The organism is Amycolatopsis sp. NPDC114505 (assembly GCF_055633615.1).
This window is the reverse complement of the sequence record NZ_JBVKDV010000004.1, coordinates 888480-913647: the sequence shown is the minus strand read 5'-3', so window position 1 is coordinate 913647 and position 25168 is coordinate 888480. Positions and strand designations below refer to the sequence as shown.

Here is a 25168-nt window from a genome sequence, read left to right as displayed (position 1 = left end):
GACAAATTCGGCTCCCTCGGCAGGACCAGGAACCGCCCGCGGAATGAACGCGGTCCCGCCTTGGTGATCGCCCTGTGCGGTTGCTGTGCGCCGGACCGGCGCCCACCAGGTGGACGCCGGGCCGGGGCTCAGCTGTGCGCCCGCAGCGGGACGACTTCGCCGGGCGACACCGCGCGGCCGGGCTCGCGCCGGGTCGCCGTGGTGCAGACCGTCAGCGTGATCAGCGCCGCGTACTTCGGGTGGCGGTCGACGTAGACCTCCGTCGCGAAGCACGCCGCCGCCAGCACCGCGCGGCCCGCGTGGATCTGCTCGAACCCGATGCCCGCCGGGCAGAACAGCCAGACCATGATGTCGCCGTCGACCGGGCGGGTCCACAGGATCGCCGGGCGGCGGCCGTCCACGGTGCAGATCCGCGCGCCCGCGAAGCCGGTGCGGAGGCGGTGCTGCACGACGATCGCGCGCAGCCGGCCCCGCACGTGGCGGCGGGCCGCGCGCCAGTAGAAGACCCAGTTGAACGCCACCACCAGCGCGACCAGGGACCAGACGAAGCCGAGCTGAAGGGCGACGGTGATCAGGACGTAGGGCAGGACCGTCACGGCGAGGATCTCGTAACGCCAGTGGTACAGCCACAGGAGGGGGTTGGGCCGCTTGACGTGCGTCAGCTGCCGGGCCAGTTCGGTGGCGTGGTGCTCGCGGGTCATGGCCGTGCTCCTTTCCCTGTCTCGGCGGCCGCGACCGCGGGCGCCGAGCGGACGACTCCGGTGCCGGCGCAGGCCGGGCAGGCCACGCCGTCGGTGCGGGTGAGCCCGTGGCCGCCGCAGGAAGCGCAGGCGTGCACGGTGTCCCAGCGGGGGTCCCGGTAGACGCGGGTGCCGCGGGCCCCGCGCCGGACCTCCCAGCCACGCGCGGAAGCGCGGGCGTCTTCGTCGGCGGCGAACAGCCATTCGCCGATGCGGAGCACCAGCCGGTCGAACCAACCGGGCTCGCGGGACGTAGGTAGGTTGTGGTCTTGCATCGTGACACCCCCGGCGACTCCGCACGGACTCGGACGGGCGGCCCGGAAGGGGCGCCCACGGGCGGCTCGGGGAGGCCGCCGGGCACTTTGCGTAGTGCCCCAGCTGCGCGTGGTCGCGACTCGGTGCGACGAATAGGGGGTCCGCGAGCTGGGGATTCAACCCGTTCGGGCGAGTCGGCCCCAGTCCGCACCAACAAAGAGTCGCCGGTGGGATAGAGTGCGCTCTGTGTCCACATTCTGTCACCTCCCTACGTCTGCCTACTTGAGTAGGTAGGACCGGTGTCGAGTGCTTACCTACATTCTACGTCGACCGGGGCACGGTCGATAGGTACTGATGTGGTAACGGCGGAGGACGTCGGCGCCGAGTTGCGCCGGCTGCGCAAGGCCGCCGGGCAGACCCAGGCGGACCTGGCCCGGGTCGTCGGCGTGAGCCGCGCGAACCTGACGCAGTGGGAGACCGGGCGCTACCTGCCGTCGGCGGAGAACGCCCGGCTGCTCGACGATCACTTCCGAGCGGCGAATTCCCTGGTCGAGATGGCCGAAGCGGCCCGCTCGCCCGGCCCCGCGACCGCCGGGACCCTGACCACCGGCGGGTCTCTGCTCGAGGTCTTCCGCCGGGCCGGGGCCGCCCTCGCCGAGGAGCTGATCCGCGACGGCGACGGCCGTCCGGTCGGCTGGCGGCACAACCTCCAGAAGCGGGGTGCGCACACGACGCTCGCCACCGCTTACGGGATCTCGGCCATGGTCGTGGTAGGCGAGCCCTACATCGACCTACACGCGCTCGTCGACGATCTCTACGCGAAGCGTTCGGAGTTCGGCTGGCAAGGCCGGTCGGGAGGGCGCCGACCCGAAGTCACGGCGGCGGTCGTGGGCGCGCTCTTCCAGGCCAGCACCATCCTTTCGGCCGAGGAGGGGCTGGCCCACCTCGAGCACTCGCTCGACGACCGCGCCCGGACGCGGCCGTTCCTGCTCGCGGCCGCGTTGCGCACTTCGGTCCGGCTCGGTCCGGACGCCCCGCTCACCCGGCGGCTGACGGACGACCTCCTCGCGGCCCGGCTCGACTTCGACGGCGTCCCGCTGTGGGGCGAGAAGAAGGAAGAGGGGCTGGTCGCGCCGGAGCCGTCCACCGCGCACACCGCGCGTGCGGTGGTCGCCCTGCGCGAGCTGCTGCGCTCGGGGCACGGCAGCGACGAAGTCCGTGACGCCGCTGAAACCGGCACCCGGTGGCTCGTCGAGCGGGTGCACCCCGATGACGGCGTGTCGGAAGATCTCGCCTTGGCGCAGCCGGGCGGGCAGCCGGATGTGCGGATCACGATCAAGCACTTCACGTCCGCCTGGGTCCTCCAGGCGTTGGCCGAGGCGCCACAAGTGCCGGTGGCCAGGTTGAGCCGCGCGCTCAATTCCCTTTGGGAACGCTACGAACCCTCTCGGGGCCTGTGGGCCTGGGGCAGTGGCGACCTTCCCATCTGGATGACCTTGGACGCCGTGACGGCATTGCGTGCGATCGCACTGGCCTTCCCGGCGCCGCAGTTCCAGCCTCCGCCAGTCGCAGAATAGAGATCCACCCACGATGAGCACCACACCTCCGGTGGTCAACGGCGACCACCCGTTTCCACGAAAGCTCGCGGAAGCCTTGCGCGGCAACGGTTCCCGACCTGGCCTCGACCAGCTTCGGACGACAGCCGAGTACCTCCGCGCCCATCGCGGCGCGTTCGCGGACTGGCTGCGCGACCTGGCCGCCGACGCCCCGGCCGTCGCGGAGATCGCGAAACGCTCGTACTGGCATCCCAACGGCTTCGCGAAGATCGTCCTCCACACCGGCGTGGAGCCCGAGTTCCGCGTCCGGCTCCACGTCTGGCCGGAGAGCGAAACGGTGTCGCGCGGCGAGTCCAACCCGCACAGCCACCGCTGGGAGTTCGCCTCCCACGTGCTGGCCGGCACCGGCATGCACATGGTCGAGTTCACCGAGACCGCCGAGGGCGGCAAGCCCTTCGGGCGGTTCCGCTACGGCGCCGACCCGGCGAACCCGGCCGCGCTGGTCTCGGACGGCAGGGTGCGGCTCAAACGCCGCGCGTCGCCGCACGTCCAGGGCGGCGACGTCTACACGTGCGACACCTCGATCGTGCACACGGTGCGGCCGGTCGACGCCGGGCTCACGGCGACGGTCGTGGTCCAGGGGCCCCGCCGGACGCCCACCACCGTCGTCTACTGCGAGCCGGGGGAGAGCGACGACCAGCCGAACTTCGACCTCACCGAAGAAGACTTCGTCGAGCTCGTGACCGCGGTACTGGCGAACCTCGACGGCGAGGCCGCACCATGATGCGGGTGAAGCGGTACGAGCACGGCGTGCTGACCGACCGGGCCATCCGGCGGGCCCACGCGAGCGGCGAGCTGCGGGTCGATCCGTTCGACGCCGCGCTGGTGCGGCCGGCGGCGCTCAGCCTGCGGCTCGGGCACGAGGCGTTCTCCCTGGTGACAGACGGGCCGGTCGACGTCGCGGACCGCGCGACCCACCCCGACCTGGTCCCGAAGACCCTGGACGCGAGCGGCCGGCTGGCCGTCGAACCCGGCGAGGTCGTCCTGGCGCCGACGCTGGAGAAGATCGGCCTGTCGGAGAACCTGGCCGGTCTCGTCGACGGGATCAGCGACTACGCCCGGCTCGGGATCAGCGTGGTGCTCTGCGGTCAGGTCAGCCCGGGCTTCGGCCGCGACACCGGCGCCGTGCTGACGCTGGAGATCGTCAACCACCTCCGGCATCCGGTCCTGATGTATCCCGGCGCCCGGATCTGCAACTTGATGCTGTTCGCTTCGTCCGGGAGCGAGCGGTCCTACGGCGCCATGCCGCACAACTATTCGAGCGACCACGCGGTCGTCGCGTCCCGATTGGCGGATCATGTCCGGCACGACTGAGCCGACCCTCGGCGACCTGGGTGAGCAGCGGATCCAACGGGAAATCCTGCGGCCGAGGTACGGCGGCACCGAAGGTTTCGGCGACGACAGCGCGTTCCTGGCGACGGTGGACACGCCGAGCGAGCTCGTCGCGACCACCGACAGCTGCCCGACGCCGGTGGTCGACCTCCTGCGCGAACCCGACCTCTACAACGCCGGCTGGCTGCTGGCCACGATCAACCTGTCCGACCTGGCCGCCGCCGGGGCCGAGCCGTTGGGCCTGGTCGTCAACTACACCCTGCCCAAGACGACCACCGTCGCGGCGTTCAAGCGACTGCTCGACGGGGTCGACGCCTGCTGCGTCGCCCACGACACGAAGGTCGCGGGCGGCGACCTGCGCGACGGTGCGGCGATGCAGCTGACGGCCACCGCGATCGGGAAGTGTGCTCCGGACAGCAGGCTGCGGCGCTCCGGCGCGAAGGCGGGCGACCGCCTGCTGCTGGTCGGTTCCCCCGGGTACCTCTGGGCCGCGGCGCTGCTGGAGACCGGGCGGGCGACGCTCCCGGCCCCGGCGCGGGACGAGATCTGGCACCGCGCCTGCCGCCCGATGGCCCAGCTGAAGGCGGGCCAGGTGCTGGCCAAGGCCGGGCACGCACGGGTGGCGATGGACGTCTCCGACGGCCTGTTCGCCACGGTCCGCACGCTGTGCGAAGCGAACAGCCTCGGCGCGACGGTCACCGGCGAATTCGACCTCGACGAGCCCGTGGCCGAAGTGGCCGCCCAGTGTGCTGTCGCGCCGTTCGACCTCGCCGAGACCTGGGGTGACTGGGGCCTGGTAGTGGTGGCCGAAGACGCCGGTCAGGTCGAGAAGACGCTGGCCGAAGAAGGCATCGCGGTGCAGGACATCGGCAAGCTCACCCCGGAACCCGCGATAACGAAGGGAACCGCTCCCTGGCGCGGCATTGCCCAGGAGCGGTTCTCGGCCAGTTCGTGGCACGGCGGTGAACTGTCCACTTTGGTCACCGAGGTGCTGGGGATCTAGCTGTGCGCCCGCAAGGGGATGACGTTGCTCGGCAGGACCGTCCGCTCGCGCGGGGCCTCGGTCGGGCTGATCGTCAGCGTCACGAGGCTCGCGTACCTCGGGTGGCGGTCGACGTACACCTCCGGGACCGCGCACGCCGCCGCGAGGACGGCGCGGTTGCGGTGCAGGTGTTCGAACGCTTCGCGGCCGAACAGCGACACCACCACGTCGCCGCCGCGGGGACGGCTCCACAGGATCGCCGGGAGGCGGCCGCCCGGTAGGCGCAGCAGTGGGAACGCCGCGCGCAGGCGGTGCTGCAGCCGGACCGCCTGGATCCGGGTCCGCACCTGGCGGCGGCGCAGCAGCGCCCAGCCGAGTGCGGTGGCGAAGACCGCCGACGTCCACAGCGCGCCGGCCCACAGGGCGAACGTCACCAGGGCGTAGGGGAGCAGCGTCATCGCCAGGATCTCCCACCGCCAGTGGTAGAGCCGGGCGGCGAACGACGCTTGCCTGCTGGTCATTTCGGTGTTCCTTCCGGTCAGCCGGCGGCGGAGGAAGCCGCCGAGGTGGCGCGAGAGACGTCCGGCGGCGATGCCGGCCACGAGGGCCGCGACGATCGCCAGCCCGGGCGTCATGTCGGGATCCGGGTCTTCGGGGCGGGCTCGGGCCTGCGGTCGCGGTCCCGGCCGAGCTTGTAGGTCCAGCGCCAGCCGGCCCAGATCGCGACGACCGAACCCAGCAGGACCAGCCAGAAAGCCTGGCCGACCAGACCGTCGAGCGGCGCCAGCCGCAGCAGCACCAGCAGTGCCCAGACCTGCGTGGCGGTGAACGGGATGACCAGTCCGGCCGCGTAGACGCCTCGCCGCCAGCGACTCTGGCGCGGTGCGGTGATGTAGGGGTCCATGAATGCCCTCCTCTGCCCGTGATCCAGGAAACCTCCGGCTCGCCGCGTCTTCTGTGTCAGCTGACACAGAAGACGCGTATTCAGCTCGCCAGTCGTCGAAGTTCAGCCAGGCGGTGGATCGTCACCTGTTTTCTGCCGGTGCTGATCACGCCCTGACGCCGCAGTTCGCGCGTCGCGCGCGCCCAGGATTCGCGGGAGATCGCCGCGGTCATCGCGAGCTCGGCCTGCGTCGCGGGGACCGCGATCCGGATGTCCCGCCCGTGGGGCACCCCGTGCTGGACGGCCAGCTGCATCAGCTGCGCGGCCACCCGCCGCGCCGCGGCGCCGCCCCCGACCTCCAGCCACTGCCGGCCGACCGACCGCAGCCGCGTCGACAGCACGAGCAGCAGCGCCCAGGAGATCCGGGACCGCGTCCGGCACAGCGCGGCGAAGCGATCCCCCGGCACCTCCAGGACCTCCACGTCGTCGAGGGCCTCGACGGTCGCGGAGCGCGGCTGAGCGTCGATCGCGGCGAGTTCGCCGATGACGTCTCCCGTGCTCCGCACCCCGACGACGACCTCGCGCCCGTCCGGTGTCCCGTGCACGATCCGTACGTGCCCGGCGAGCAGCACCAGCACGACGCTGGAGCGGTCGCCTTCCCGGCAGAGGGTCCCGCCGCGCGGGTAGGAGCGCCGCGTGGCGGACTCCGTCAGCACCCGGCGATCGGCCGGGGCCAGCTCGGCCCAGAATCCGGTCTGTTCCACGGTCCCCACCTCACTTCCGGTGCTACGCGGTCAGTCCCTCCTCCGGCGCACCGGCTTCAGGGGTGTGGAGCCACCCCCGGAGCCGTTCTTCGCCGAGCTTGATGTGGACGGCCTGGGTGAACGCGGCCCGGTCGATGCCGGGGTAGCCGTGCCGCACGACGGCGCGGTGGATCTCCTGCGAGACGGCGAGCGCGAGCGGCGCGGTCGTTTCCCGCAGCCGCCGCTTCAGCTCGGGCGCGTCGACCAGCCGGCAGGCGATGTCGACGTCCTCGCCGTAGGAGGTGCGCGAGTCGCGGTGCACCTCACCGGCGTGCACGGCGACGCGCAGCCGGAAGGCGAGCTCGGGGTGGCTTTCGGCGTGCTTGTCCAGCAGGTCGCCCAGCGCGGGGACGACGGTGGTGAGCAGGAGCGTCTTCGGCAGCTGGTCGAAGGGCTTGATCAGGCACAGGGCCCCGTCGCCGCGGTCGACGAACGGGTCGCGGTGCTTCTTGCCGATCCCGCCGGCCGCAAGGGCCTCGTCGAGGAGCTGGAAGAGGACATTACGGAGCTGGGTCCGCACCGAGTTCGTCCGCTCGGTCGACTTTTCGATGTCGACCGCCACGATGGCCCGGTGCCGGGGTATGTCAGCTGAAGTGTCCATGGCCCGCTCCCTGCCTTCAGGTGTCAACTGAAGTTCAGTCAACTTTACTGTAGAGGCTGGAGTACCCTGGAACAACAGAGATGAATCGGTGTTACCCGTTTGGTGCCAGGGATTTCGGGTAGACGTAACGTTTCAGTCCCAGCTGCGGCGGGTCGACGACCGTGACTTTAGCTACGGGGAGTACTATCACACCACTCTCGGCACTACTGAAATTTACTGAAGGGTGGCGGAGGCCGTGTCCTCAGTCGCGCCGCGGGCGCTCGCCCGTCGCCTCAAGGGGCTGCGCGAGGAGCAGTGGCCCGGCGCGGGGCTCACGCAGGCTCACCTGGCCCAGGCGTTCGGCGGGGTCAGCGTCTCGCTGATCTCCTCGTGGGAGAACGCCGACAAGCCGACCCGCCCACCGGTCCGGCGGCTGGAGGCGTACGCGACGCTGTTCGCGACGCGACGCTCGTGGGACGGAGAGTCTCTTCGAGTCCTTTCACTCGAAGATCTGACGGACGAAGAGCGGGATCGGCGCAAGGAACTGCTGGACGATCTGCTGTGGCTCCGTGAAGGCAACGAACCCGAGCCGTCGAAGGCCGCCGTGGCCGACCTCTGGACCTTCGACGATCCCGACCAGCGCATCACGATCGTCTGCGCCCAGCTCCCGGAGATGTACCGCCGGCACCTGAGCTACGCGAACCCCGAGAGTGCCGACTTCGTGTCGCTCTACACCTACGCGGACCCCGACGCGTTGATCGAGCTGTACGGGCACATCCGGGCGCGCAACCCCGAAAGCCCGGTCACCTTCCGCACCAGCGACACGCTCGACCCCGACGACTACACGAGCCACCTGGTCCTGCTCGGCGGAGTCGACTTCAATATCGCGACGCGGGAAGTGATCGAGCGCTTGGCTCTCCCGGTCGCGCAGGTCGCCCGGGACGCGGTGGGCGCGCACGGCGGGTTCCGGGTCGAGGAGAACGGCCGGTCGAGGCTCATCGAGCCGCAGCTCGACGAGCAGGAACACCTGCTGGAAGATGTCGCGCATTTCTATCGGGGCGTATCTCCGTTCAACCGAAAGCGCACTGTGACCGTATGCAATGGTATGTACGGTCGAGGAACGCTGGGCGCCGTGAGGGCGCTGACGGACGCCCGGTTCCTGGACCGGAACACGGCCTACCTACGGGAGCGGTTCCGCGGCGAAGAGTCGTACAGCATCATCAGCCGCGTGCCCGTCGTCGGAGGGCAAGGCCTGACTCCCGATTGGACAGTCGAGGAGAACCGCCTCCACGAGTGGCCCGAGGCCGCCGGGTGAACGCGCGGCAGCACGGGTCGCACCAGGACCTGCTGACCCACTTCGACTCGGCCAAAGCCCCGTGCGCGACCGTGGACGCCATCATCGTGCCCAACGGACGTCCGGCGGCGTACCTGAAACAGGCCATCAACGCGGCGAAGCTCCTGGACGCCCACCTGGTTCTCCTGTGCAGCATGCGCGCGAACGCTTCGAGCGCGGCGCTGGCCGCGAAACGGCAGGGCGTCCGGGTGACGGCCGTCGACGTCGACCTGCTGCCCCCCGGGATCGTCCCCGAATTCTCCACCGACAACCTGCTCAAGTTCGGCAAGTTCCACCGGAAGGTCGACACGAGCCTGAAGCGGAACCTCGGGCTGCTCCTCGCGATCCTCGCCGGGTGGGAGCGGATCGTCTTCCTCGACGACGACATCGTCCTGCCGCAGCCGGGCGATCTGAAGGCGGCGGCGGGCCTGCTCGCCGACCACCCGGTCGTCGGCCTGGCTAACGCCGGGATGAAGGACAACTCGGTGGTCTGCCACGCACTCCGTGAGGTCGGCGCCAGCCAGGACGTGTTCATCGGCGGGGGCGCGCTCGTCGTCGGCGAAGCCGCGTTTTCCTCGTTCTTCCCGAACATCTACAACGAGGACTGGTTCTTCCTCCTCGACGGGCTGCGGCTGCGGCCATCGGCCGTCGTCGGGACCGCCTGGCAGTACGACTACGACCCGTACAACGACCCCCGGCGGGCTCGCGGCGAGGAGCTGGGCGACACCCTCGCGGAGGGCGTGTTCGGCCTCCTCGACAACGGGCGGGGCCTGGCGCAGGCCGACGAACGGTACTGGAGCGAGTTCCTGCCCGAGCGGCGCCGGATCATCAGCACGACGATCGAGCGGGTGCTCGCGTCGGACATCGAACCGGGACAGCGGGCCAGGATGGTCGCGGCGCTCAAGGCGTCGATCGGGCGCAGCCACCTGATCACCCCGCACATGTGCGTCCGCTACCTGCGGGCCTGGCAGAGCGACTGCGTGCGGTGGCGCGAGCACATCCGCGAGCTCCGGCGCGACCACCGCGGCGGCCTGGGGATCGACGGTGCGCTGGCCACCCTGGACGCGGCCACCCCGGGCAGCCGGTCAGTACCGGCTTGAGACGCCGATCGTGCCCAGCTCGCCCCGCGGCGCCGGCGTGATCACGGCCAGGTCTTTGACCAGGACGTGGCAGCGTTCCGGGACTTCGAGGACGCCGCCGTTCGGCAGCCTCACCTGCGCGTAGCACGTGACCATGCCGTGGCCCCAGTCCTCGTAGCCGAGGCGGCGGTACAGGCGGGCCGCGGCCGGGTTGTCCGTGCGGACGGCCAGGGCGACCCGCTCGTGGCCGAGCTCGACGAGGTGGTCCTCCACCGCGTCGACCAGGGCCGCGCCGACGCCGCGGTTGCGCAGCTCGGGGTGAACCTGCAGGTGGGTGAGCAGGGGGACGCCCGGCAGGTGCCGCCGGATCGGTGGCTCCTCGGCCTCCTCCAGCCACAGGTACACGGCGCCGGCGGGACGGGGACCGAGCCACGCGAAGAAGAGGACTCCCCGGTCTTTCCGCTGGCGCAGCCATCGATCGATGAGGAATCCGCCGTCGCCGAGGGCTGCGGCGAAGGGAGGCAGGTCTGCGGATCGGGCCCGCCATACGTGGGGCTCGGTCATCTGCAGCGACTCCGTTCTCCGGGTCCTTCCATAGTGCCGGAGGCGGCCCGGAGTTGACCAGGTCAGCGGGCCCGGACCCTGCTTTCGTCGGTGCGCCGGTCAGCTGCCCGCGGTGAGGTCGTAGACGGTCACGCCGTCCACCGTGGACGACTGGTACGTCGAGGCCACCCACTCCGCGATCTGCTGGGCCGCGTCCGAGCCGGTCGACCCCTGCATCGTCATGCCGTCGCCGAGGAAGTAATGGATCCGCCCGTTCGCGACGTACTGCCGGAACTGCTCCAGCGTCGGATACGGGTCGGTCCCGTTGAAGCCGCCCACCGCCATGACGGGCGCGCCGCTCGCCAGCTGGTAGCCGGCGGCCGCGTTCGAAAGGACCGTCGCGGCCGTCCAGGTGTACTTCGACGCGTCCTGCTGGAGCAACGCCGTCAGCTGGGCGCCCGGGAGCGTCGTGCTCAGCAGCGAACCCGGGCCGCCGCCACGACCGCCGCCGGCGCCGCCGGGACCACCGAACCCGCCACCGAACCCGCCGCCGGGACGGCCGCCGAAGCCCGAGGACGGACCAGCCGACGGGATCGCCCCGTCGTGCGTCGTAGCGGCGGTCGCCAGCGTGTACGCGCCCGTGCCGGACAGCAGCACGACCAGCGCCAGCACCGCGACCGAAGAGGCCGCCCACCGGGTCAGGTGGGACGCGAAGAACAGCGCCACCGCCGCCAGCAACCCGCCGACCAGCGCCGTCGGCGCCAGCCACGGCTGCCACGACGAGTCCGACAGCAGCAGGTAGGTGGTGAGCGCGGTCAGTGCCACGCCACCGCTCAGCAGGCCGGACGCCGACGGACGCGTCCGCAGCCGCCACAGCTGGACCGCCGCCGTGCCCACCAGCGCCGCGATCGCCGGGGCCAGCGCCACCGTGTAGTACGGGTGGATGATGCCGCCCATGTAGCTGAAGACCAGCGCCGTCACCACCAGCCAGCCGCCCCACAGCAGCAACGCCGCCCGCGAGCGGTCGGTGCGCGGTGCGCGGCGGGTGAACCACAGGCCGGCGCCCAGCGCGAGCAGCGCGGCCGGGATCAGCCAGGCGATGCCGCCCGCCATCTCGCTGCCGAACAGGCGGGTCAGGCCGGTCGAGCCCCAGCCGCGTCCCCCGCCGCCGCCGACACTGCCGACCTCGTCGCCGGTGATCCGGCCGAAGCCGTTGTAGCCGAAGACCAGCTCCCACAGCGAGTTCGCCTGCGACCCGCCGATGAAGGGCCGGTCGGCGGCCGGCCAGAGCGCGACGACCACGAGGTACCAGCCGGCCGCGGCCAGCGTCGCGCCCAGCGCGCCCAGCAGGTGCAGCAGCCGCTTGCCGAGCGACACCGGCGCCGCGACCAGGTACGCCACCGCGAACGCGGGCAGCACCAGGAACGCCTGCAGCATCTTGGCCAGGAAGCCGAACCCGACCGCGACGCCGGCCAGCGCCAGCCAGCGCGGGCTCGCCTTCTCGAGCGCGCGGACCACGCAGTAGGCACCCGCGACCAGCAGCAACACGAGCAGCGCGTCCGGGTTGTTGAACCGGAACATCAGCGCCGCCGCCGGGGTCAGGGCCAGCACCAGGCCCGCGACGAGCCCGGCGGCCGGGCCGGAGGTCCGCTTGACCGTCGCGTGCAGCAGCCAGACCGAGCCGACGCCCATCAGCGCCTGCGGCACCAGGATGCTCCACGCGTTGACGCCGAACACCCGCGCCGAAAGGCCCATCACCCACAGCGCGGCCGGGGTCTTGTCCACGGTGATCGCGTTCGCGGCGTCGCTGGAACCGAAGAACAGCGCCTTCCAGCTTTCCGAACCGGCTTGCGCGGCGGCGGAGTAGAAGGCGTTGGCCCAGCCGGAAGCGCCGAGGCCCCACAGGTAGAGGACGGCCGTGCCGAGCAGCAGCACGGCGAGCGCGGGCCGGTGCCAGGTCCGGCGAGCGGGCGGCGAGGGAGGTGTAACGACGGTTTCGCGCGACGCGAGTGCGGTCATGAGCTCAGCTTCCGGTCTCCAGCTGGGGCAGCGTTGTGCCGATGCTGTGCACTCGCTGTGCGGGCACGGCCACGGGCAGGCGCACCGCGAACTCGGTCCGGCCGGGACGGCTGTGCACCTCGATCGTGCCGTGGTGGGCGACGACGACGGCGCACGCGATCGCCAGCCCGAGCCCGGTGCTGCCGGCGGTGCGGGACCGCGACGAGTCGCCGCGGGCGAACCGCTCGAAGACGTCCGGCAGCAGGTCCGGCGCGATGCCGGGCCCGTTGTCGGTCACCGTGAGCACGGCGCTGCCGTCGGCCGAGCGGGCCAGCGATGTCGTCACCGCGGTGCCCGGCGGGGTGTGCGTGCGGGCGTTGGCCAGCAGGTTCGCCAGCACCTGGTGCAGCCGCTGGACGTCGCCGAACACGAGCACCGGGTCCGGGGGCAGCTCCAGCAGCCACCGGTGCTCGCGCCCGGCGACGCGAGCGTCGCCGACGGCATCGGCGACCAGCCGGGTGAGGTCGATGTCGCGCACGTCCAGCGGGCGGCCCGCGTCGAGCCGCGCCAGCAGCAGGAGGTCCTCGACGAGCGCGCTCATCCGGACGGCCTCGGACTGGATCCGGCTCATCGAGTGCGCGACGTCCGGCGGCACCAGCGAGCTGCCGCGGGCGGCCAGCTCGGCGTACCCGCGGATGGCGGCCAGCGGCGTCCGCAGCTCGTGGCTGGCGTCCGCGACGAACTGGCGGGTGCGCAGTTCGCTGTCGTGCCGGGCTTCCAGTGCCTGCGCGACGTGGCCGAGCATCAGGTTCAGCGCCGAGCCGACCTGGCCGACCTCGGTCCGCGGGTCGGTGTCGGACTCCGGGACGCGGATCGACAGCGCCACCTGGCCTCGGTCGAGTGGCAGCTCGGTGACGCGCCCGGCGGTGGCCGCGACGCGGTCGAGCGGCCGCAGCGTCCGGCGGACCGCGAACGCGCCGAGGAAGGCCGCGCCGAGCACCCCCGCGGCGGCGACGCCGAAGAGGATCAGCCCGACCGTGAGCAGCGTGTCGGTGACCGGCTTCAGCGGCAGGCCGGTGACCACGACGTCGGACGTCCCCACGACCGGCAGCGCCATCAGGCGGTACTCGCCGAGGTCGTCGACGGACATCGTGTGCGGCTTGCCGTCGGTGGGCACCGACAACAGGACGGCCTGCTGGGCCGCGGTGAGGTTCAGGCGCGAGCCGTGCTCGGAAATGCTGTCGTCGTGGACGAGCCGCTGCCCGTCGAAGGTGCCGCTCACCGTGCCGACGTTCTGCCCGAGCGGGTGTTCGCCCGACTGGTCGTCGGGCTGCGGACCCGCGTCCGGGGGCCGGGCGTTGCTCGCGAAGACGAGCGAGCGCGTCGCCGCGGCGGACAGCTGCTGGTCGATCTGGCGGGTGAGGAACAGGTCGAGCGCGAGCTCGCTGACCACGCCGACGATCAGGCACACCACGGTGAGCAGCACGACCATCGAGCCGGTCAGTTTCGCGCGCAGCGAAAGGCGCCCCCGGCTGGGGTGCGGCGGGACGGTTCGCGCGGCCATGGACAAAGCGTCCGTCCGCGCCGTGTGTGCGGGTTGTGTGCTGCCTGTGAGGCGGCTGTGCGGTGACCGGCCGGTCGCGGATGTCGGAGTTCCTCCGGTCACAGGAACGGCTGACGGCAAGCACAGTCCGCACACAGCGGGCGGCCCCACCGTGGATCGCACCGAAGCATCTCGTTAAGGAGCAACACCATGACCACACCGCAGGCACCGTCCACTCCGGACCAGACGTGGGGCGCGGCGCCGGCTCCGGGCACGCCGCCGAAGCCGGGCTGGTCGCCGGGCAAGAAGATCGCGGCGGGCGCCGTCGCGGCCGTGATCGTGGCCGGCGGGGGAGCGGCGGTCTGGGCGGCTTCGTCTTCGTCTTCGGCCTCGACCGGCACGCAGGCCGGCCCGGGCGGGATGCAGGGCGGACCGGGAGGCATGCAGGGCGGCGCGGGCGGCCTGGGTTCGGCGTTGCACGGCGAGTACGTGTCCTCGGACGGAAACGGCGGCTACGTCACGAAAATCACGCAGACCGGAGAGGTGACGGCGCTGAGCGCGACGTCGCTGACCGCGAAGAGCGAGGACGGGTTTTCGAAGACGTACACGATCACGTCGGCGCAGGCGACGGGCCTCGCGACGGGCGACACGGTGACGGTGGTCGCGACGGAGTCGGGCGACACGGCGACGGCGACATCGGTCACCGACGGCGCAAGCGGTGGCCAGGGTCAGCAGCCGGGCGGCGGTCAGGGAACCCCGCCGTCGGGAGCGCCCACCCAGACCGGCTGACGACGGCGGCCCCGGGGGTCAGCGGCGGTCGTAGTCGACCGCGACCTCCGGGGTCGTGGCGCGGGAGCGGCACGTCAGGATCCGGCCCGCCGCCACGTCGTCGACCGTCAGCGCGTAGCGGACGTCCATGTCGACCTGGCCGTGCAGCAGGGTCGCCCGGCAGGTGCCGCACGCGCCGCCCGTGCACGAGTACGGCACCTCGAGTCCTGCTCGCAGCGCCACGTCGAGCACGGTCTCCCCGGCGTCCGCCGCCAGTGACGTCGTCGCGCCGCCCAGCGTCACCGCCACCCGGGCCGGCGCGCCCGCCGGGTCGCGCAGGGGTGCCGCGCCGCGGAAGAGTTCGAAGTGGACGTTCTCGTCCGGGACGTCCGCGTCGGCCAGCGTCCGGCGGACCAGGTCCATCAGGCCGCGCGGCCCGCACAGGAACCACTCGTCGACCTTCGCCGGGTGCAGGCGGTTCTGCAGCATCGCGCGCAGCCGCGTCCCGTCGAGCCGGCCGCGCTGGTACCGCTCGTGCGAGATCGCGAGCGCCTCGCCGAGCGTGTCGAACTGCCGGGGCCGGTGCGCGTGCAGGTCCGGGTCGCGCTCGTCGGTCCGGTAGTGGACGACGTGCAGCCGGCCGCCGAAGCCCTCGGCGAGCGTGCTCAGCTCGCGCGCGAAGAGCGTCGTCGCGCCGGAAGTGTTGACGTACAACAGGGTCGCGCGGCTGTGCGGCTCGGCGGAGAGCGCACTGACCAGGATGGACAGCACCGGCGTGATGCCGCTGCCCGCGGCCAGCGCGACGTAGTGCGCGGTCCGCGCAGGGTCGGGTGTGAGCGTGAACCCTCCCGACGGCGGCAGCACGTCGAGGAAGTCGCCCACGGCCAGCGCACCGGTCGCGAACCCGGAGAACGCCCCGCCCGGCCGCCGCTTCACCGCGATCCGCAGCTCACCGGCGTCCGCCGGCGCGCAGATCGAGTACGTCCGGCGCACCGGCTGCCCGTCGAGCACCGCGCGAACGGCGACGTGCTGGCCGGGGACGAACCGGAACTCGCCCGCCAGCTGGGGCGGGACGTAGAACGTGATCGCGACGGCGTCGGCGGTCAGCTGGCTGATCTCGCGCACGCGCAGCCGGTGGAACCGGCTCGGCCCGAGCGGGGGCGGGGCCGGCGCGGGCACGGCGACGTCGGGTGCGGACTCCAGCCCCACGGCCATCCGGTACTCCTCCGCGGTCAGGTCCCGGCCCCACGCCGTGCTGATCGGGACGTCGCGGGCGAGGTAGGCCTCGCGGTTCTCGAGCCACACCCGCCGGTACCGGTGGAACGGGACGGCGGGGTGCAGGTGGTGCACCAGGTGCAGGTTCTGGGCCAGCAGCACCGGGGTGAGCAGCCGCTCGAGGCCGATGCGCACGCGGGTGGTGCCGAACCGGCCGTGCGGCCCCTCGGCGGGCAGGCCGTGGTGGGGCAGCCAGCCGAACGACCAGGCGAGCAGCCCCAGCCCCAGCCGCTGCGGCAGCAGGTACACGAGGAGCAGCTCGGCGCCGTGGCCGGTCGCGACCAGTCCCACCCCGGCCGACAGCGCCGCGGACAGCACCACCAGCGCCTCGGCCAGCTCCTGTGGAGGCCGGCCCCGCAGCCGGGCGAAGTAGCAACGCGCGTACGCCACGTCCAGGGTCAGCCAACGCAGCGGCAGCTGCCAGCGCGGGCCCCGCGACGTCCAGGCGTCCGGGTCGTCGTGGGCCGGCCCGTTGGTGTGGCGGTGGTGCTCACCGTGGACGTACCGCAGCGACGGGAACGCCGAGTACGCCGCGACGAACGGGACGGCCAGCCGCCCGAGCACCTCGTTGACCCAGGTGAGCTTCCCGGCGGAGTGGTGCGCCGCCTCGTGCACCACGGTGTACATCGCGAAGGTGACGACGGTGTTCAGCACCACGGTCACGACCGGCGGCGCGAGCCCGGCGAGCAGCAGCCAGGTCGAGGCACCCCAGAGTGCGACGCCGCCGGCGAACAGCAGCAGGACCGGAACCGAGACGGCGGGCAGCGCGATCCGGGGCGACGGCACCGCGTGGGCGGCGACCATCCCGGTCGCGGGCGCCGCCACTGTGACGGAACCCTGCGGCTCGGTGACGGCGACGGACATCGAGCGGTCTCCTCGGTCGAGAAGCTCCTGGCCAGGCGGGAGTCACCGTAGACAACTCATCCGGGTTTGTAAACGTTGCAGCAGGCTTCGAAAAAAGGTGTCGGCCAGCGGAACGGAACCCACGGGTACGCTCGCCGTGTGAAGGCGGTCACCCACCCGGTCCCGGCACGCACGCGGGAGAAGCTGCTGGCCGCGGCGGCCGACGTCATCCGCGCCGACGGCTGGGCCGCCGTGACGATGGGCAAGCTGGCCGCGCGGGTCGGCGTGAGCAGGCAGACCGTCTACAACGAACTGGGCTCCAAGGCCGAGCTCGCCAAGGCGTTGATGCTGAGCGAGACCGACCGTTTCGTCGAGCGCGTGAACGCGGACGTCGCGGCGCACCCGGGCCGTCCGGTCGACGGCGTCACGGCGGCGTTCAAGCACAGCCTCGAAGCCGCGCACGCCAACCCGCTGGTGGAGATCGCCCTCGGCGGCGCCCAGAACGGCCGCGACGACTTCCTCCCGCTGCTGACCTCCCGCCCGGAGGCGGTCCTGGGCCGGGCGGTCGAGTCGGTGGCGGCGGTCTTCGCCCGCAGCTACCCGGAGGTTTCGCTGACGCCGTCGGAGTGGGCGGTGGCGGTGGAGGCGTTCATGCGGCTGCTGCTTTCCCACCTGGTGCAGCCCAGCGGCTCGGCCGAGCACGCGAGCGGCCAGATGCGCTGGGTGATCGGCCGCATGCTCGGCTCGTGACGCCGCAGGTGGCCCCCGCCCCGGCGGCGCGGGCCACTGGCCTAGACTCGGACGTCCCGGTCTGCACGTTGCCGGGCCCATTTCCGCAGGATTGTCCTACACAATCGTTACCGCTCGAGGAGAAGACCTTGAAGAGCACCGTCGAGCAGCTGAGCCCGACGCGAGTCAAGATCAATGTCGAGGTGCCGTTCGACGAGTTGAAGCCCAACTTCGACCGCGCCTACCGCAAGATCGCCCAGCAGGTGCGCATCCCGGGCTTCCGGCCCGGCAAGGCGCCCGCTCGCGTCCTGGAAAGCCGGATCGGGCGTGGCCCGGTGCTCGACGAGGTCGTCAACGAGGCCATCCCGGCCAAGTACATCGAGGCCGTTCGCGAGAACGAGGTCCGCACGCTCGGCAACCCCGAGTTCGACGTGACCAAGCTCGAGGACCGCGACGTCCTCGAGTTCACGGCCGAGGTCGACGTGCGCCCGGAGATCGAGCTGCCCGACCTCGAAGGCTTCGCGATCACCGTCGACGACGTCGAGCTGACCGACGCGGAGGTCGACGAGCAGCTCGACGAGCTGCGCGCCCGCTTCGGCACGCTGACCGGCGTCGAGCGCCCGGCCGAGACCGGCGACTTCGTTTCGATCGACCTCGCCGCGACCGTCGACGGCGAGGCCGTCGAGGAGGCCGCCACCAGCGGGCTGTCCTACGAGATCGGCTCCGGCCAGCTCGTGGACGGCATCGACGAGGCCATCGTCGGGGCGAACGCCGGCGAGACCAAGACGTTCACCACCCAGCTCGTCGCCGGCGACCACGCCGGCCGGGACGCCGAGGTGACCGTGACCGTCCAGTCGGTCAAGCAGCGCGAGCTGCCCGAGGCCGACGACGAGTTCGCCCAGATGGCGAGCGAGTTCGACACGATCGAGGAGCTCAAGGGCGACCTCCGCGAGCGCCTCGGCCGCGTCAAGAAGATGCAGCAGGGCGTCCAGGCGCGCGACAAGGTGCTCGACGAGCTCTTGGAGCGCACCGAGGTGCCGATCCCGGAGAAGGTCCTCGACTCCGAGATCGAGAACCGCAAGCACGACGCGATCCACCCGTTCGACCACGACGAGGCCCAGTTCGCGCAGGCTCTCGAGGCCGAAGGCCGCACGCTGGAGGAGTTCGACGCGGAGACCCGCACCGAGTCGGAGAAGGCCGTCCGCACGCAGCTGCTGCTGGACACCATCGCCGACAAGGAAGAGGTCTCGGTCAACGACGGTGAGCTGACCGAGCGGATCATCTACCAGGCCCAGCGCTTCGGGATCAGCCCGGACGAGTACGTCCAGCGTGCCCAGCAGTCCGGCCAGCTGACCGCGATCTACGCCGACGTCCGCCGCGGCAAGGCGCTCGCCTCCGTGGTCCGGAAGACGACCGTCACCGACGGCTCGGGTGCCGAGGTCGACCTCTCGGAGCTGTTCGGCGCCGAGGAGCCGGCCGGCGACGAGGCAACCCAGGAGACGCAGGCCACCGACGAGGCGGCGAAGACTCCGGCGGAGTGAAGCTGTGAGCGAACTTGGGCGGTGTCAGGCATTCTGCGCCGCCCAAGTTCGTTAGGGTCGGTTGCAAGATCTCAAGCATCTGAAACGACAGCGGCGGCCGTCACCACGGGGCCGTCGCCGGCGAAAAGGCAGGCAGACGTGACGCAGCACACGCCCGAGGCGCGGTCCGGCACCGCAGGGCTCACCCTCACCGACTCGGTGTTCGAGCGGTTGCTCCAGGAGCGCATCGTCGTCCTCGGTTCCGAGGTGAACGACGAGATCGCCAACCGGATCACCGCGCAGCTGTTGCTGCTCGACGCGGACGACGCCGAGTCCGACATCCGCTTCTACATCAACTCGCCGGGTGGCTCGGTCACCGCCGGGTTCGCCATCTACGACACCATGCAGCTGATCCGCCCCGACGTCGCGACCTACGCGATGGGCATGGCGGCCTCGATGGGCCAGTTCCTGCTCTCCTCGGGCGCGCCCGGCAAGCGCTACTCGCTCCCGCACGCGCGCATCCTGATGCACCAGCCGTCGGCCGGTGTCGGCGGCACCGCGTCGGACATCGCGATCCAGGCCGACCTGTTCAACAAGTGGAAGCAGGAGCTGGCCCGGATCACGGCGGACCAGACCGGGCAGACGGTCGAGCAGATCATCGCGGACGGCGACCGCGACCGCTGGTTCACCGCGCAGGAGGCGAAGGACTACGGGTTCGTTGACCACGTCCTCACCGCCGACATCGCCCGTCCGGGCTCGAACTGAGCGCGAAGCACACAGGAGACTCGATCATGAGCAACTTCAGGCTCCCGGGTGACTTCCGGGCTCCGAACACACCCCAGTCGCGGTACATCCTCCCGTCGTACGTCGAGCGCACCAGCTACGGCGTCAAGGAGTCGAACCCGTACAACAAGCTGTACGAAGAGCGCGTCATCTTCCTCGGCGTGCAGGTGGACGACGCGTCGGCCAACGACGTGATGGCCCAGCTGCTGCACCTCGAGCACGAGGACCCGGACCGCGACATCCTGCTGTACATCAACTCGCCGGGTGGCTCGTTCACCTCGCTGATGGCGATCTACGACACGATGCAGTTCGTCCGCCCGGACATCCAGACGTACTGCCTCGGCCAGGCCGCCTCCGCGGCCGCGGTCCTGCTGGCGGCCGGCACCCCGGGCAAGCGCTACGCGCTGCCCAACTCCCGGGTGCTGATCCACCAGCCGGCCACCGAGGGCACGTACGGCCAGGTCTCCGACCTGGAGATCCAGGCGAACGAGATCCAGCGGGTGCGGCGCCAGATGGAGGTCATCCTGGCGAAGCACACGAACAAGGACCCCGACCAGATCCGGACCGACATCGAGCGGGACAAGATCCTGACCGCCGACGAGGCCAAGGCGTACGGAATCATCGACGAGGTGCTCCCGTACCGGAAGGCCTCGGCTCTGTAGATCCGCCAGGCCGGTGTGTGTCGAGGAGACGACATACACCGGCACTCTGGTTTAGGGTCGTCCTCTGACGTGCTCCCGGAGCCTGTGGGTGTTCCCGCCCACGGCATCGGACGGGTACCGTCAGTGGCAATGCGTGAGGCTCCACTCGGTCGTTCGTGACCGGGGGTCGCACCGTCGCAACACACGTCAGGCGCGGCAGTCCGCGCCGGAGGGGACGAGGTCAACGGCCATGGCACGGATCGGTGACGGCGGAGACCTGCTGAAGTGTTCTTTCTGCGGGAAGAGCCAAAAGCAGGTGAAGAAGCTCATTGCCGGCCCCGGGGTCTACATCTGCGATGAGTGCATCGACCTCTGCAACGAGATCATCGAGGAGGAGCTGGCCGAAGCCGGCGACGTCAAACTCGACGAGCTGCCCAAGCCCGCCGACATCCACGAGTTCCTCGAGCAGTACATCATCGGGCAGAACGACGCCAAGCGGACCCTCGCGGTAGCGGTCTACAACCACTACAAGCGGATCCAGGCGGACGACAAGGCCGGGCCGAAGGACTCCAAGGAGGAGTCGGTCGAGCTGGCCAAGTCGAACATCCTGATGCTCGGCCCCACCGGGTGCGGCAAGACCTACCTCGCGCAGACGCTGGCGAAGCTGCTGAACGTGCCGTTCGCGATCGCGGACGCCACGGCGCTGACCGAGGCCGGGTACGTCGGCGAAGACGTCGAGAACATCCTGCTCAAGCTCATCCAGGCGGCGGACTACGACGTCAAGCGGGCCGAGACCGGGATCATCTACATCGACGAGGTCGACAAGATCGCCCGGAAGAGCGAGAACCCGTCGATCACGCGGGACGTCTCCGGCGAGGGGGTCCAGCAGGCGCTGCTGAAGATCCTCGAGGGCACCACCGCCTCGGTGCCGCCGCAGGGCGGCCGCAAGCACCCGCACCAGGAGTTCATCCAGATCGACACGACGAACGTGCTGTTCATCGTGGCCGGCGCGTTCGCCGGGCTGGAGAAGATCATCAACGAGCGGGTCGGCAAGCGTGGCCTCGGCTTCGGCGCGGAGATCCGCACGAAGTCCGAGATCGAGGAGAGCGACGTCTTCTCCGACACCATGCCCGAGGACCTGATCAAGTTCGGGCTGATCCCGGAGTTCATCGGCCGGCTCCCGGTCGTGGCGACGGTCAACCACCTGGACAAGGAATCGCTGGTCAGCATCCTCACCCAGCCGCGCAACGCCCTGGTGAAGCAGTACAAGAAGCTCTTCGAGATGGACAACGTCGAGCTCGAGTTCACCAAGACCGCGCTCGAGGCCATCGCCGACCAGGCGGTCCTGCGCGGGACCGGTGCCCGCGGGCTGCGTGCCATCATGGAAGAAGTGCTGCAGCCGGTCATGTACGACATCCCGAGCCGCGACGACGTGGCGAAGGTCGTGATCACCGAGCAGACCGTCCGGGAGAACGTGAACCCGACGATCGTCGCCCGGCAGCCGACGAGGCGCACGCGCAGCGAGCGCGGCGAGAAGTCGGCCTGAGGCCGGGCGTCTCCGGGCCACCCGGCCCGGAGACCCGACAGGAAAGCTGAATGACTGCTGACTCTATGCCGGTTACCGGCGGGGGCGCCGCCCCCGCCGGTGGCGTGCAGGCACCGCCGCCACCCGAGCCGGAGCCGGTGCCCGCCGGACCGGTCCTCGGGTTCCGCGAGCTGAGCGAACGCGTCATCGCGTCCGTGTTCGACCGGTACCCGTGGCTGAACCGGGTGCTGATGGGCGTGCTGGCCGTGTGCGCCGGCGTGTGCGTCGTGGCCGTGGTGGCCCGCCTGTCGCCGTTGCCCCTGATCCCGTTGCCGCTGTTCGTCGTCGCGGGGTACGCGCTCTGGCGAGCCGGTGGGGTCACCGAGCGGCGTCCGCTGGTCAACTGGGTGCTGCTGTTCGGCCTCGCGACCCTGGTCGGCTTCTGGCTGATCTCGGTCGTCGGCCGCTGGGTGGAGTGAACTTCCTCCGTCCGATGGGTTTGCGCCGGGCCGTGTCCGGGTAGCAAGGTCCCGTGGTAGGTGCCCTGAGACCGGTTCGGCATCCGGCACTGTTCTACCGCGGTGACAGTGAGTACCTGGACGGCGTCGTTCCGTTCCTGCTCGAAGGTCTCGACCGGGGCGAACCGGTGGCCGTGGCCGTTCCGGCGCGCAATCTCCTCCTCATCGAGAAGGCCCTGGAAGCCCGTGCCCGTGAGGTGCGGCTGACCGACATGTGCCTGGTGGGCCGCAACCCCGGCGCGATCCTGCCGACGGTCCTGCTCGCCTTCGCCGGTGAGCACGCGGGCCCGGTGCGGATCGTGGCGGAGCCGCTGTGGAGCGACCGCACGGGCGCCGAGTACCCGGAGTGCGTCCTGCACGAGGCGCTCATCAACCACGCTCTCGTGGGGCGGGACCTGGCGGTGCTCTGCCCGTACGACACCGCGTCGCTCTCGCCGGACGCGCTGGCCGACGCCGAGCGCACCCACCCCGAGGTGCGGGGACCGGCCGGGCCGCTCGTCAGCTCCCGGTTCGACCCGGACGGCGCCCGCGTGGAGCTCATGCGGCCGCTCGACCCGCCGCCGGCCGCGATCGAGCGGAAGTTCGACATCGGGCAGCTGGCCTCGTTGCGCGGGTTCGCGGAGATCTGGGCCGCGCGCCACGGCCTGCGCCGCCCGCGGCGGGACGACTTCACCCTGGCGATCGCGGAGCTGACGACGAACAGCATCCTCTACGGCGGCGGCGCGGGCGTGCTCCGGCTGTGGGCCGACGAGCGTCAGGTGGTCGGCGAGGTCACCGACACGGGCACGATCACGGAACCCCTGGCCGGCCGGATCCCCCCGACGGCGGCCGCGCTGGGCGGCCGCGGCCTGCTGCTGGTCAACCGCCTGGCGGACCTGGTCCGCACGTACTGGGTCCCGGGCCGCACGACGACCCGCGTCCACTTCACCTGCTGACCCCGTACCCCAACGGCCGACACGCGTACCTGACCGGACGACACGCGTACCTGGGCGGACGACACGGCACCTCGCGCAGGAGCGGGTCGTGTCGTCCATCGGGGTACGCGTGTCGTCCGGCTGAGTACGCGTGTCGTCCGGGGCGGGTCAGTCCTTGCGGGGGACCTGCTTGCCGAGGAAGCTGATCAGGCTCGGCACCACCGTCCGGTTGAACGGGTCGCCGTGCTTGCCGTGGGCCGTGTGGGCGACCACCGGGTGGGCCGCGTCGATGTAGCGGCGGACACCCGTGATGAACGGGTCCTCCGTGCCGCACCAGATGCCGTTGGCCACGGTCTTCGTCGCGTCGATGTGCCGCAGCGGGTCCAGCGCGGTCCAGTCGTTCAGGCCCGTGAAGATGTGCCGCTTGGCCATCTCCTGCCAGGACAGGATCAGCGCCGGGGCCAGCGTCGCGACCGCGGCCGGCGGCTGGCGCCGCTCCACGCGGCGGCGCGTGTACACCAGCGCGCCGAACCCGCCCATCGACACGCCCGTGCAGGCGAACGGCTGCCCGGTGTCGCCGGCGAAGCCGCGGGCCCGCAGCCACTGCGGGACCTCCTCCAGCAGCATCGCCATCGGGTCGTCGCCCGGGTGCACCTCGTGCCAGTAGTTGTCGCCGCCGTCGACGGCGACGAAGCCGAACGCCGGGACGGCCTTGCGCGCGACGTCGCTGGAGAGCTGCTTGAGCGTGCCGGTCGGGGCCGCGCTGCGGGCGTTGCCGTGCAGGCCGTGCAGCATCAGCGACATCGGCAGGCCCTTGGGCGGGGTCTTCGACGGCAGGATGAACACCAGGTCGACCATCCGGCCGCGGGCCTGGGAGTAGACGCGCTCGACGCGGGTGCTGCCCAGCTGGGTCGTCGGGTTCGACGACGTCACGCCCAGCGTCCGCTGCAGCGCCTGGCTGAACGGCAGCTTGCCGGTGGCGGTGCCGATGGCCAGGCCGCCCACGGCCAGCCCGGACGCGCCCGCGATCAGCACGGACCGGCGCGACAGCCACCGCCGTGCGTCCCGGACCGCGGCCGCCCCGGCCGTCTCCGGGACCAAGGGCTCGCCCGGAGGTCGCTCCCCGTTTTCCTCGTTCACCTGTCTCCGTCCCCCGCCTGCTGCTCCTAGGACGCCGCGCACCCGCTCCGCGTTCCCCTCACGTCCCTGTTCGCCGGGTTAGTCGTTCCCACCCTGCCCGGCGTTTCGGGTTTTCGCCCGCCAAGCCGCCTTGGCCGCCTCGGTCGAGTGTTCCGCCCGCTCCACAGTGTCCCCGAGACCCACCGCCATGGTGATCCCCAGGGGTATCAAAATGTGGTCGATGCCCTGCTCACCGGCGCCGAAGTGGCCGGAGGCCTCGAGCGTGACGAAGCCGTGCAGCGCGCTCCACAGCTGCGCGGCCGCCTGGTACTTGTCCGCGGGCCGGAACCGGCCGGCCTCGATGGCCCGCTCGGTCGCCCGGACGATGTGCTCGAACGCCTCCAGGCCCTCCTGGGCGGCTTCGCGGCCCTCCTCGGTGGTGAGATCCGACAGAGTCGCCCGCTTGCCGCCCGGCGCGGACTGGCCGAACGTCACCGCGAACAGCTGCGGCTGCTCGGCGACCGCCTGCCGGTAGGTCCGGGCCAGGCTGAAGATGTCCGCCACCGGGTCGCCGGTCTCGCCGACCTCGGCCAGGCACGCGCTGAGCCGCAGGAACCCCGTGCGCGCCACCTCGTCGACCAGCGCGGTCATGCCCCCGAAGTGCGTGTACACGGCCATCGTCGAAACGCCGACCTCCGCCGCCAGCTTGCGGGCCTGCAGAGCTTCGGGGCCGCCGTCGTCGAGCAGCCGGATGGCGGCCTCGACGAGCCGCTCCTTGACGTCGGTCGCACGCGGTTTCGGGCTCATGCTTGCCAGTATCTCATAACCCTGTTATAAATGGTGTCA

Annotated in this window: 26 protein-coding genes; 14 read left to right on the top strand and 12 right to left on the bottom strand. The window is 71.3% G+C overall.

Annotated features, from left to right (window positions below; translation table 11 throughout):
• Positions 1-128: 128 nt before the first annotated feature.
• The gene (locus ACZ7OU_RS42045) at positions 129-701 is read right to left on the bottom strand and encodes a hypothetical protein (RefSeq protein WP_470245867.1); all 573 of its coding nucleotides are present in this window, start codon (positions 699-701) and stop codon (positions 129-131) included.
• Positions 698-1015 (bottom strand): hypothetical protein, encoded by a 318-nt coding sequence (locus ACZ7OU_RS42040; RefSeq protein WP_470245868.1) that lies wholly within the window; start codon positions 1013-1015, stop codon positions 698-700. The genes ACZ7OU_RS42045 and ACZ7OU_RS42040 overlap by 4 nt, the downstream gene beginning before the upstream one ends.
• Before the next feature lie 336 nt (positions 1016-1351).
• Here ACZ7OU_RS42040 and ACZ7OU_RS42035 point away from each other — a divergent pair, with 336 nt between their 5' ends.
• Genes ACZ7OU_RS42035 through ACZ7OU_RS42020 form a run of 4 tightly spaced genes read left to right on the top strand, consistent with a single transcriptional unit; the run spans position 1352 to position 4946 of the window.
• On the top strand, positions 1352-2572 hold the full coding sequence (locus tag ACZ7OU_RS42035) for a helix-turn-helix transcriptional regulator (protein ID WP_470245869.1): 1221 nt from the start codon (positions 1352-1354) through the stop codon (positions 2570-2572).
• Positions 2573-2585: 13 nt separating this feature from the next.
• Positions 2586-3335: a hypothetical protein gene (locus ACZ7OU_RS42030; protein WP_470259570.1), complete on the top strand. Its 750-nt coding sequence runs from the start codon at positions 2586-2588 to the stop codon at positions 3333-3335.
• A 5-nt stretch (positions 3336-3340) separates the two neighbouring features.
• Complete coding sequence (gene dcd / locus ACZ7OU_RS42025) at positions 3341-3925, top strand: dCTP deaminase (protein WP_470259569.1); 585 nt, start codon at positions 3341-3343, stop codon at positions 3923-3925.
• Positions 3909-4946, top strand: a complete 1038-nt coding sequence (locus tag ACZ7OU_RS42020; protein WP_470259568.1) for a thiamine-phosphate kinase — start codon at positions 3909-3911, stop codon at positions 4944-4946. Before dcd ends, ACZ7OU_RS42020 begins: the two co-directional genes overlap by 17 nt.
• Here ACZ7OU_RS42020 and ACZ7OU_RS42015 read toward each other — a convergent pair.
• From ACZ7OU_RS42015 to ACZ7OU_RS42000, 4 genes are all read right to left on the bottom strand, one after another.
• On the bottom strand, positions 4943-5560 hold the full coding sequence (locus ACZ7OU_RS42015; protein WP_470245873.1) for a hypothetical protein: 618 nt from the start codon (positions 5558-5560) through the stop codon (positions 4943-4945). The genes ACZ7OU_RS42020 and ACZ7OU_RS42015 overlap by 4 nt on opposite strands.
• A complete protein-coding gene (locus ACZ7OU_RS42010; protein WP_470245874.1) occupies positions 5557-5829 on the bottom strand; it encodes a hypothetical protein in 273 nt (90 codons plus the stop codon). Before ACZ7OU_RS42010 ends, ACZ7OU_RS42015 begins: the two co-directional genes overlap by 4 nt.
• A gap of 80 nt (positions 5830-5909) precedes the next feature.
• The gene (locus ACZ7OU_RS42005) at positions 5910-6572 is read right to left on the bottom strand and encodes a Crp/Fnr family transcriptional regulator (RefSeq protein ID WP_470259567.1); all 663 of its coding nucleotides are present in this window, start codon (positions 6570-6572) and stop codon (positions 5910-5912) included.
• A 22-nt stretch (positions 6573-6594) separates the two neighbouring features.
• Complete coding sequence (locus tag ACZ7OU_RS42000; protein WP_470259566.1) at positions 6595-7212, bottom strand: hypothetical protein; 618 nt, start codon at positions 7210-7212, stop codon at positions 6595-6597.
• A 235-nt stretch (positions 7213-7447) separates the two neighbouring features.
• On the opposite strand from ACZ7OU_RS42000, the gene ACZ7OU_RS41995 reads away from it, so the two are divergent.
• The gene (locus tag ACZ7OU_RS41995; protein ID WP_470259565.1) at positions 7448-8506 is read left to right on the top strand and encodes a helix-turn-helix domain-containing protein; all 1059 of its coding nucleotides are present in this window, start codon (positions 7448-7450) and stop codon (positions 8504-8506) included.
• Entirely contained in the window at positions 8503-9624 is a 1122-nt protein-coding gene (locus ACZ7OU_RS41990; RefSeq protein ID WP_470259564.1) for a hypothetical protein, read from the top strand. The genes ACZ7OU_RS41995 and ACZ7OU_RS41990 overlap by 4 nt, the downstream gene beginning before the upstream one ends.
• Here ACZ7OU_RS41990 and ACZ7OU_RS41985 read toward each other — a convergent pair.
• From ACZ7OU_RS41985 to ACZ7OU_RS41975, 3 genes are all read right to left on the bottom strand, one after another.
• Positions 9610-10167 carry a GNAT family N-acetyltransferase gene (locus tag ACZ7OU_RS41985; protein WP_470245879.1) on the bottom strand — a complete coding sequence of 186 codons (558 nt, stop codon included), beginning with the start codon at positions 10165-10167 and terminating at the stop codon, positions 9610-9612. The genes ACZ7OU_RS41990 and ACZ7OU_RS41985 overlap by 15 nt on opposite strands.
• A 99-nt stretch (positions 10168-10266) precedes the next feature.
• On the bottom strand, positions 10267-12165 hold the full coding sequence (locus ACZ7OU_RS41980) for an ArnT family glycosyltransferase (RefSeq protein WP_470259563.1): 1899 nt from the start codon (positions 12163-12165) through the stop codon (positions 10267-10269).
• 4 nt (positions 12166-12169) lie between these two features.
• Positions 12170-13708: a sensor histidine kinase gene (locus ACZ7OU_RS41975; RefSeq protein WP_470259562.1), complete on the bottom strand. Its 1539-nt coding sequence runs from the start codon at positions 13706-13708 to the stop codon at positions 12170-12172.
• Between the two features lie 189 nt (positions 13709-13897).
• Between ACZ7OU_RS41975 and ACZ7OU_RS41970 the strand changes: the two genes are divergently transcribed.
• On the top strand, positions 13898-14476 hold the full coding sequence (locus tag ACZ7OU_RS41970) for a hypothetical protein (protein ID WP_470259560.1): 579 nt from the start codon (positions 13898-13900) through the stop codon (positions 14474-14476).
• A gap of 18 nt (positions 14477-14494) precedes the next feature.
• Here the strand turns inward: ACZ7OU_RS41970 and ACZ7OU_RS41965 are convergent, their stop codons facing one another.
• Entirely contained in the window at positions 14495-16594 is a 2100-nt protein-coding gene (locus tag ACZ7OU_RS41965; RefSeq protein ID WP_470259559.1) for a fatty acid desaturase, read from the bottom strand.
• A 138-nt stretch (positions 16595-16732) separates the two neighbouring features.
• On the opposite strand from ACZ7OU_RS41965, the gene ACZ7OU_RS41960 reads away from it, so the two are divergent.
• From ACZ7OU_RS41960 to ACZ7OU_RS41930, 7 genes are all read left to right on the top strand, one after another.
• Complete coding sequence (locus tag ACZ7OU_RS41960) at positions 16733-17323, top strand: TetR/AcrR family transcriptional regulator (protein WP_470245884.1); 591 nt, start codon at positions 16733-16735, stop codon at positions 17321-17323.
• A gap of 128 nt (positions 17324-17451) precedes the next feature.
• Positions 17452-18843, top strand: coding sequence for a trigger factor (tig, locus tag ACZ7OU_RS41955; protein ID WP_470259558.1), 1392 nt, complete (start codon positions 17452-17454; stop codon positions 18841-18843).
• 138 nt (positions 18844-18981) lie between these two features.
• Positions 18982-19587: a ClpP family protease gene (locus ACZ7OU_RS41950; protein WP_360470060.1), complete on the top strand. Its 606-nt coding sequence runs from the start codon at positions 18982-18984 to the stop codon at positions 19585-19587.
• 26 nt (positions 19588-19613) lie between these two features.
• Positions 19614-20267, top strand: coding sequence for an ATP-dependent Clp protease proteolytic subunit (locus ACZ7OU_RS41945; protein ID WP_155545638.1), 654 nt, complete (start codon positions 19614-19616; stop codon positions 20265-20267).
• Positions 20268-20496: 229 nt separating this feature from the next.
• On the top strand, positions 20497-21792 hold the full coding sequence (gene clpX / locus ACZ7OU_RS41940) for an ATP-dependent Clp protease ATP-binding subunit ClpX (protein ID WP_155545639.1): 1296 nt from the start codon (positions 20497-20499) through the stop codon (positions 21790-21792).
• Between the two features lie 50 nt (positions 21793-21842).
• Positions 21843-22250, top strand: coding sequence for a hypothetical protein (locus ACZ7OU_RS41935; protein WP_470245886.1), 408 nt, complete (start codon positions 21843-21845; stop codon positions 22248-22250).
• A gap of 53 nt (positions 22251-22303) precedes the next feature.
• On the top strand, positions 22304-23224 hold the full coding sequence (locus tag ACZ7OU_RS41930; RefSeq protein ID WP_470245887.1) for an anti-sigma factor RsbA family regulatory protein: 921 nt from the start codon (positions 22304-22306) through the stop codon (positions 23222-23224).
• A gap of 147 nt (positions 23225-23371) precedes the next feature.
• Here the strand turns inward: ACZ7OU_RS41930 and ACZ7OU_RS41925 are convergent, their stop codons facing one another.
• Together ACZ7OU_RS41925 and ACZ7OU_RS41920 are read right to left on the bottom strand one after the other, a co-directional pair.
• Positions 23372-24304, bottom strand: a complete 933-nt coding sequence (locus ACZ7OU_RS41925) for an alpha/beta hydrolase (RefSeq protein ID WP_470246481.1) — start codon at positions 24302-24304, stop codon at positions 23372-23374.
• Positions 24305-24421: 117 nt separating this feature from the next.
• Complete coding sequence (locus ACZ7OU_RS41920; RefSeq protein WP_470245888.1) at positions 24422-25129, bottom strand: TetR/AcrR family transcriptional regulator; 708 nt, start codon at positions 25127-25129, stop codon at positions 24422-24424.
• Between the last annotated feature and the right edge of the window lie 39 nt (positions 25130-25168).

What these genes read in the sequence shown, in the direction of transcription:
- ACZ7OU_RS42045 (WP_470245867.1), bottom strand. Translation starts at nt 701, where the DNA reads ATGACCCGCGAGCACCACGCCACCGAACTGGCCCGGCAGCTGACGCAC.
- ACZ7OU_RS42040 (WP_470245868.1), bottom strand. Translation starts at nt 1,015, where the DNA reads ATGCAAGACCACAACCTACCTACGTCCCGCGAGCCCGGTTGGTTCGAC.
- ACZ7OU_RS42030 (WP_470259570.1), top strand. Translation starts at nt 2,586, where the DNA reads ATGAGCACCACACCTCCGGTGGTCAACGGCGACCACCCGTTTCCACGA.
- ACZ7OU_RS42020 (WP_470259568.1), top strand. Translation starts at nt 3,909, where the DNA reads ATGTCCGGCACGACTGAGCCGACCCTCGGCGACCTGGGTGAGCAGCGG.
- ACZ7OU_RS42015 (WP_470245873.1), bottom strand. Translation starts at nt 5,560, where the DNA reads ATGACGCCCGGGCTGGCGATCGTCGCGGCCCTCGTGGCCGGCATCGCC.
- ACZ7OU_RS42010 (WP_470245874.1), bottom strand. Translation starts at nt 5,829, where the DNA reads ATGGACCCCTACATCACCGCACCGCGCCAGAGTCGCTGGCGGCGAGGC.
- ACZ7OU_RS42000 (WP_470259566.1), bottom strand. Translation starts at nt 7,212, where the DNA reads ATGGACACTTCAGCTGACATACCCCGGCACCGGGCCATCGTGGCGGTC.
- ACZ7OU_RS41985 (WP_470245879.1), bottom strand. Translation starts at nt 10,167, where the DNA reads ATGACCGAGCCCCACGTATGGCGGGCCCGATCCGCAGACCTGCCTCCC.
- ACZ7OU_RS41980 (WP_470259563.1), bottom strand. Translation starts at nt 12,165, where the DNA reads ATGACCGCACTCGCGTCGCGCGAAACCGTCGTTACACCTCCCTCGCCG.
- ACZ7OU_RS41975 (WP_470259562.1), bottom strand. Translation starts at nt 13,708, where the DNA reads ATGGCCGCGCGAACCGTCCCGCCGCACCCCAGCCGGGGGCGCCTTTCG.
- ACZ7OU_RS41970 (WP_470259560.1), top strand. Translation starts at nt 13,898, where the DNA reads ATGACCACACCGCAGGCACCGTCCACTCCGGACCAGACGTGGGGCGCG.
- ACZ7OU_RS41965 (WP_470259559.1), bottom strand. Translation starts at nt 16,594, where the DNA reads ATGTCCGTCGCCGTCACCGAGCCGCAGGGTTCCGTCACAGTGGCGGCG.
- ACZ7OU_RS41945 (WP_155545638.1), top strand. Translation starts at nt 19,614, where the DNA reads ATGAGCAACTTCAGGCTCCCGGGTGACTTCCGGGCTCCGAACACACCC.
- clpX (WP_155545639.1), top strand. Translation starts at nt 20,497, where the DNA reads ATGGCACGGATCGGTGACGGCGGAGACCTGCTGAAGTGTTCTTTCTGC.
- ACZ7OU_RS41935 (WP_470245886.1), top strand. Translation starts at nt 21,843, where the DNA reads ATGACTGCTGACTCTATGCCGGTTACCGGCGGGGGCGCCGCCCCCGCC.
- ACZ7OU_RS41920 (WP_470245888.1), bottom strand. Translation starts at nt 25,129, where the DNA reads ATGAGCCCGAAACCGCGTGCGACCGACGTCAAGGAGCGGCTCGTCGAG.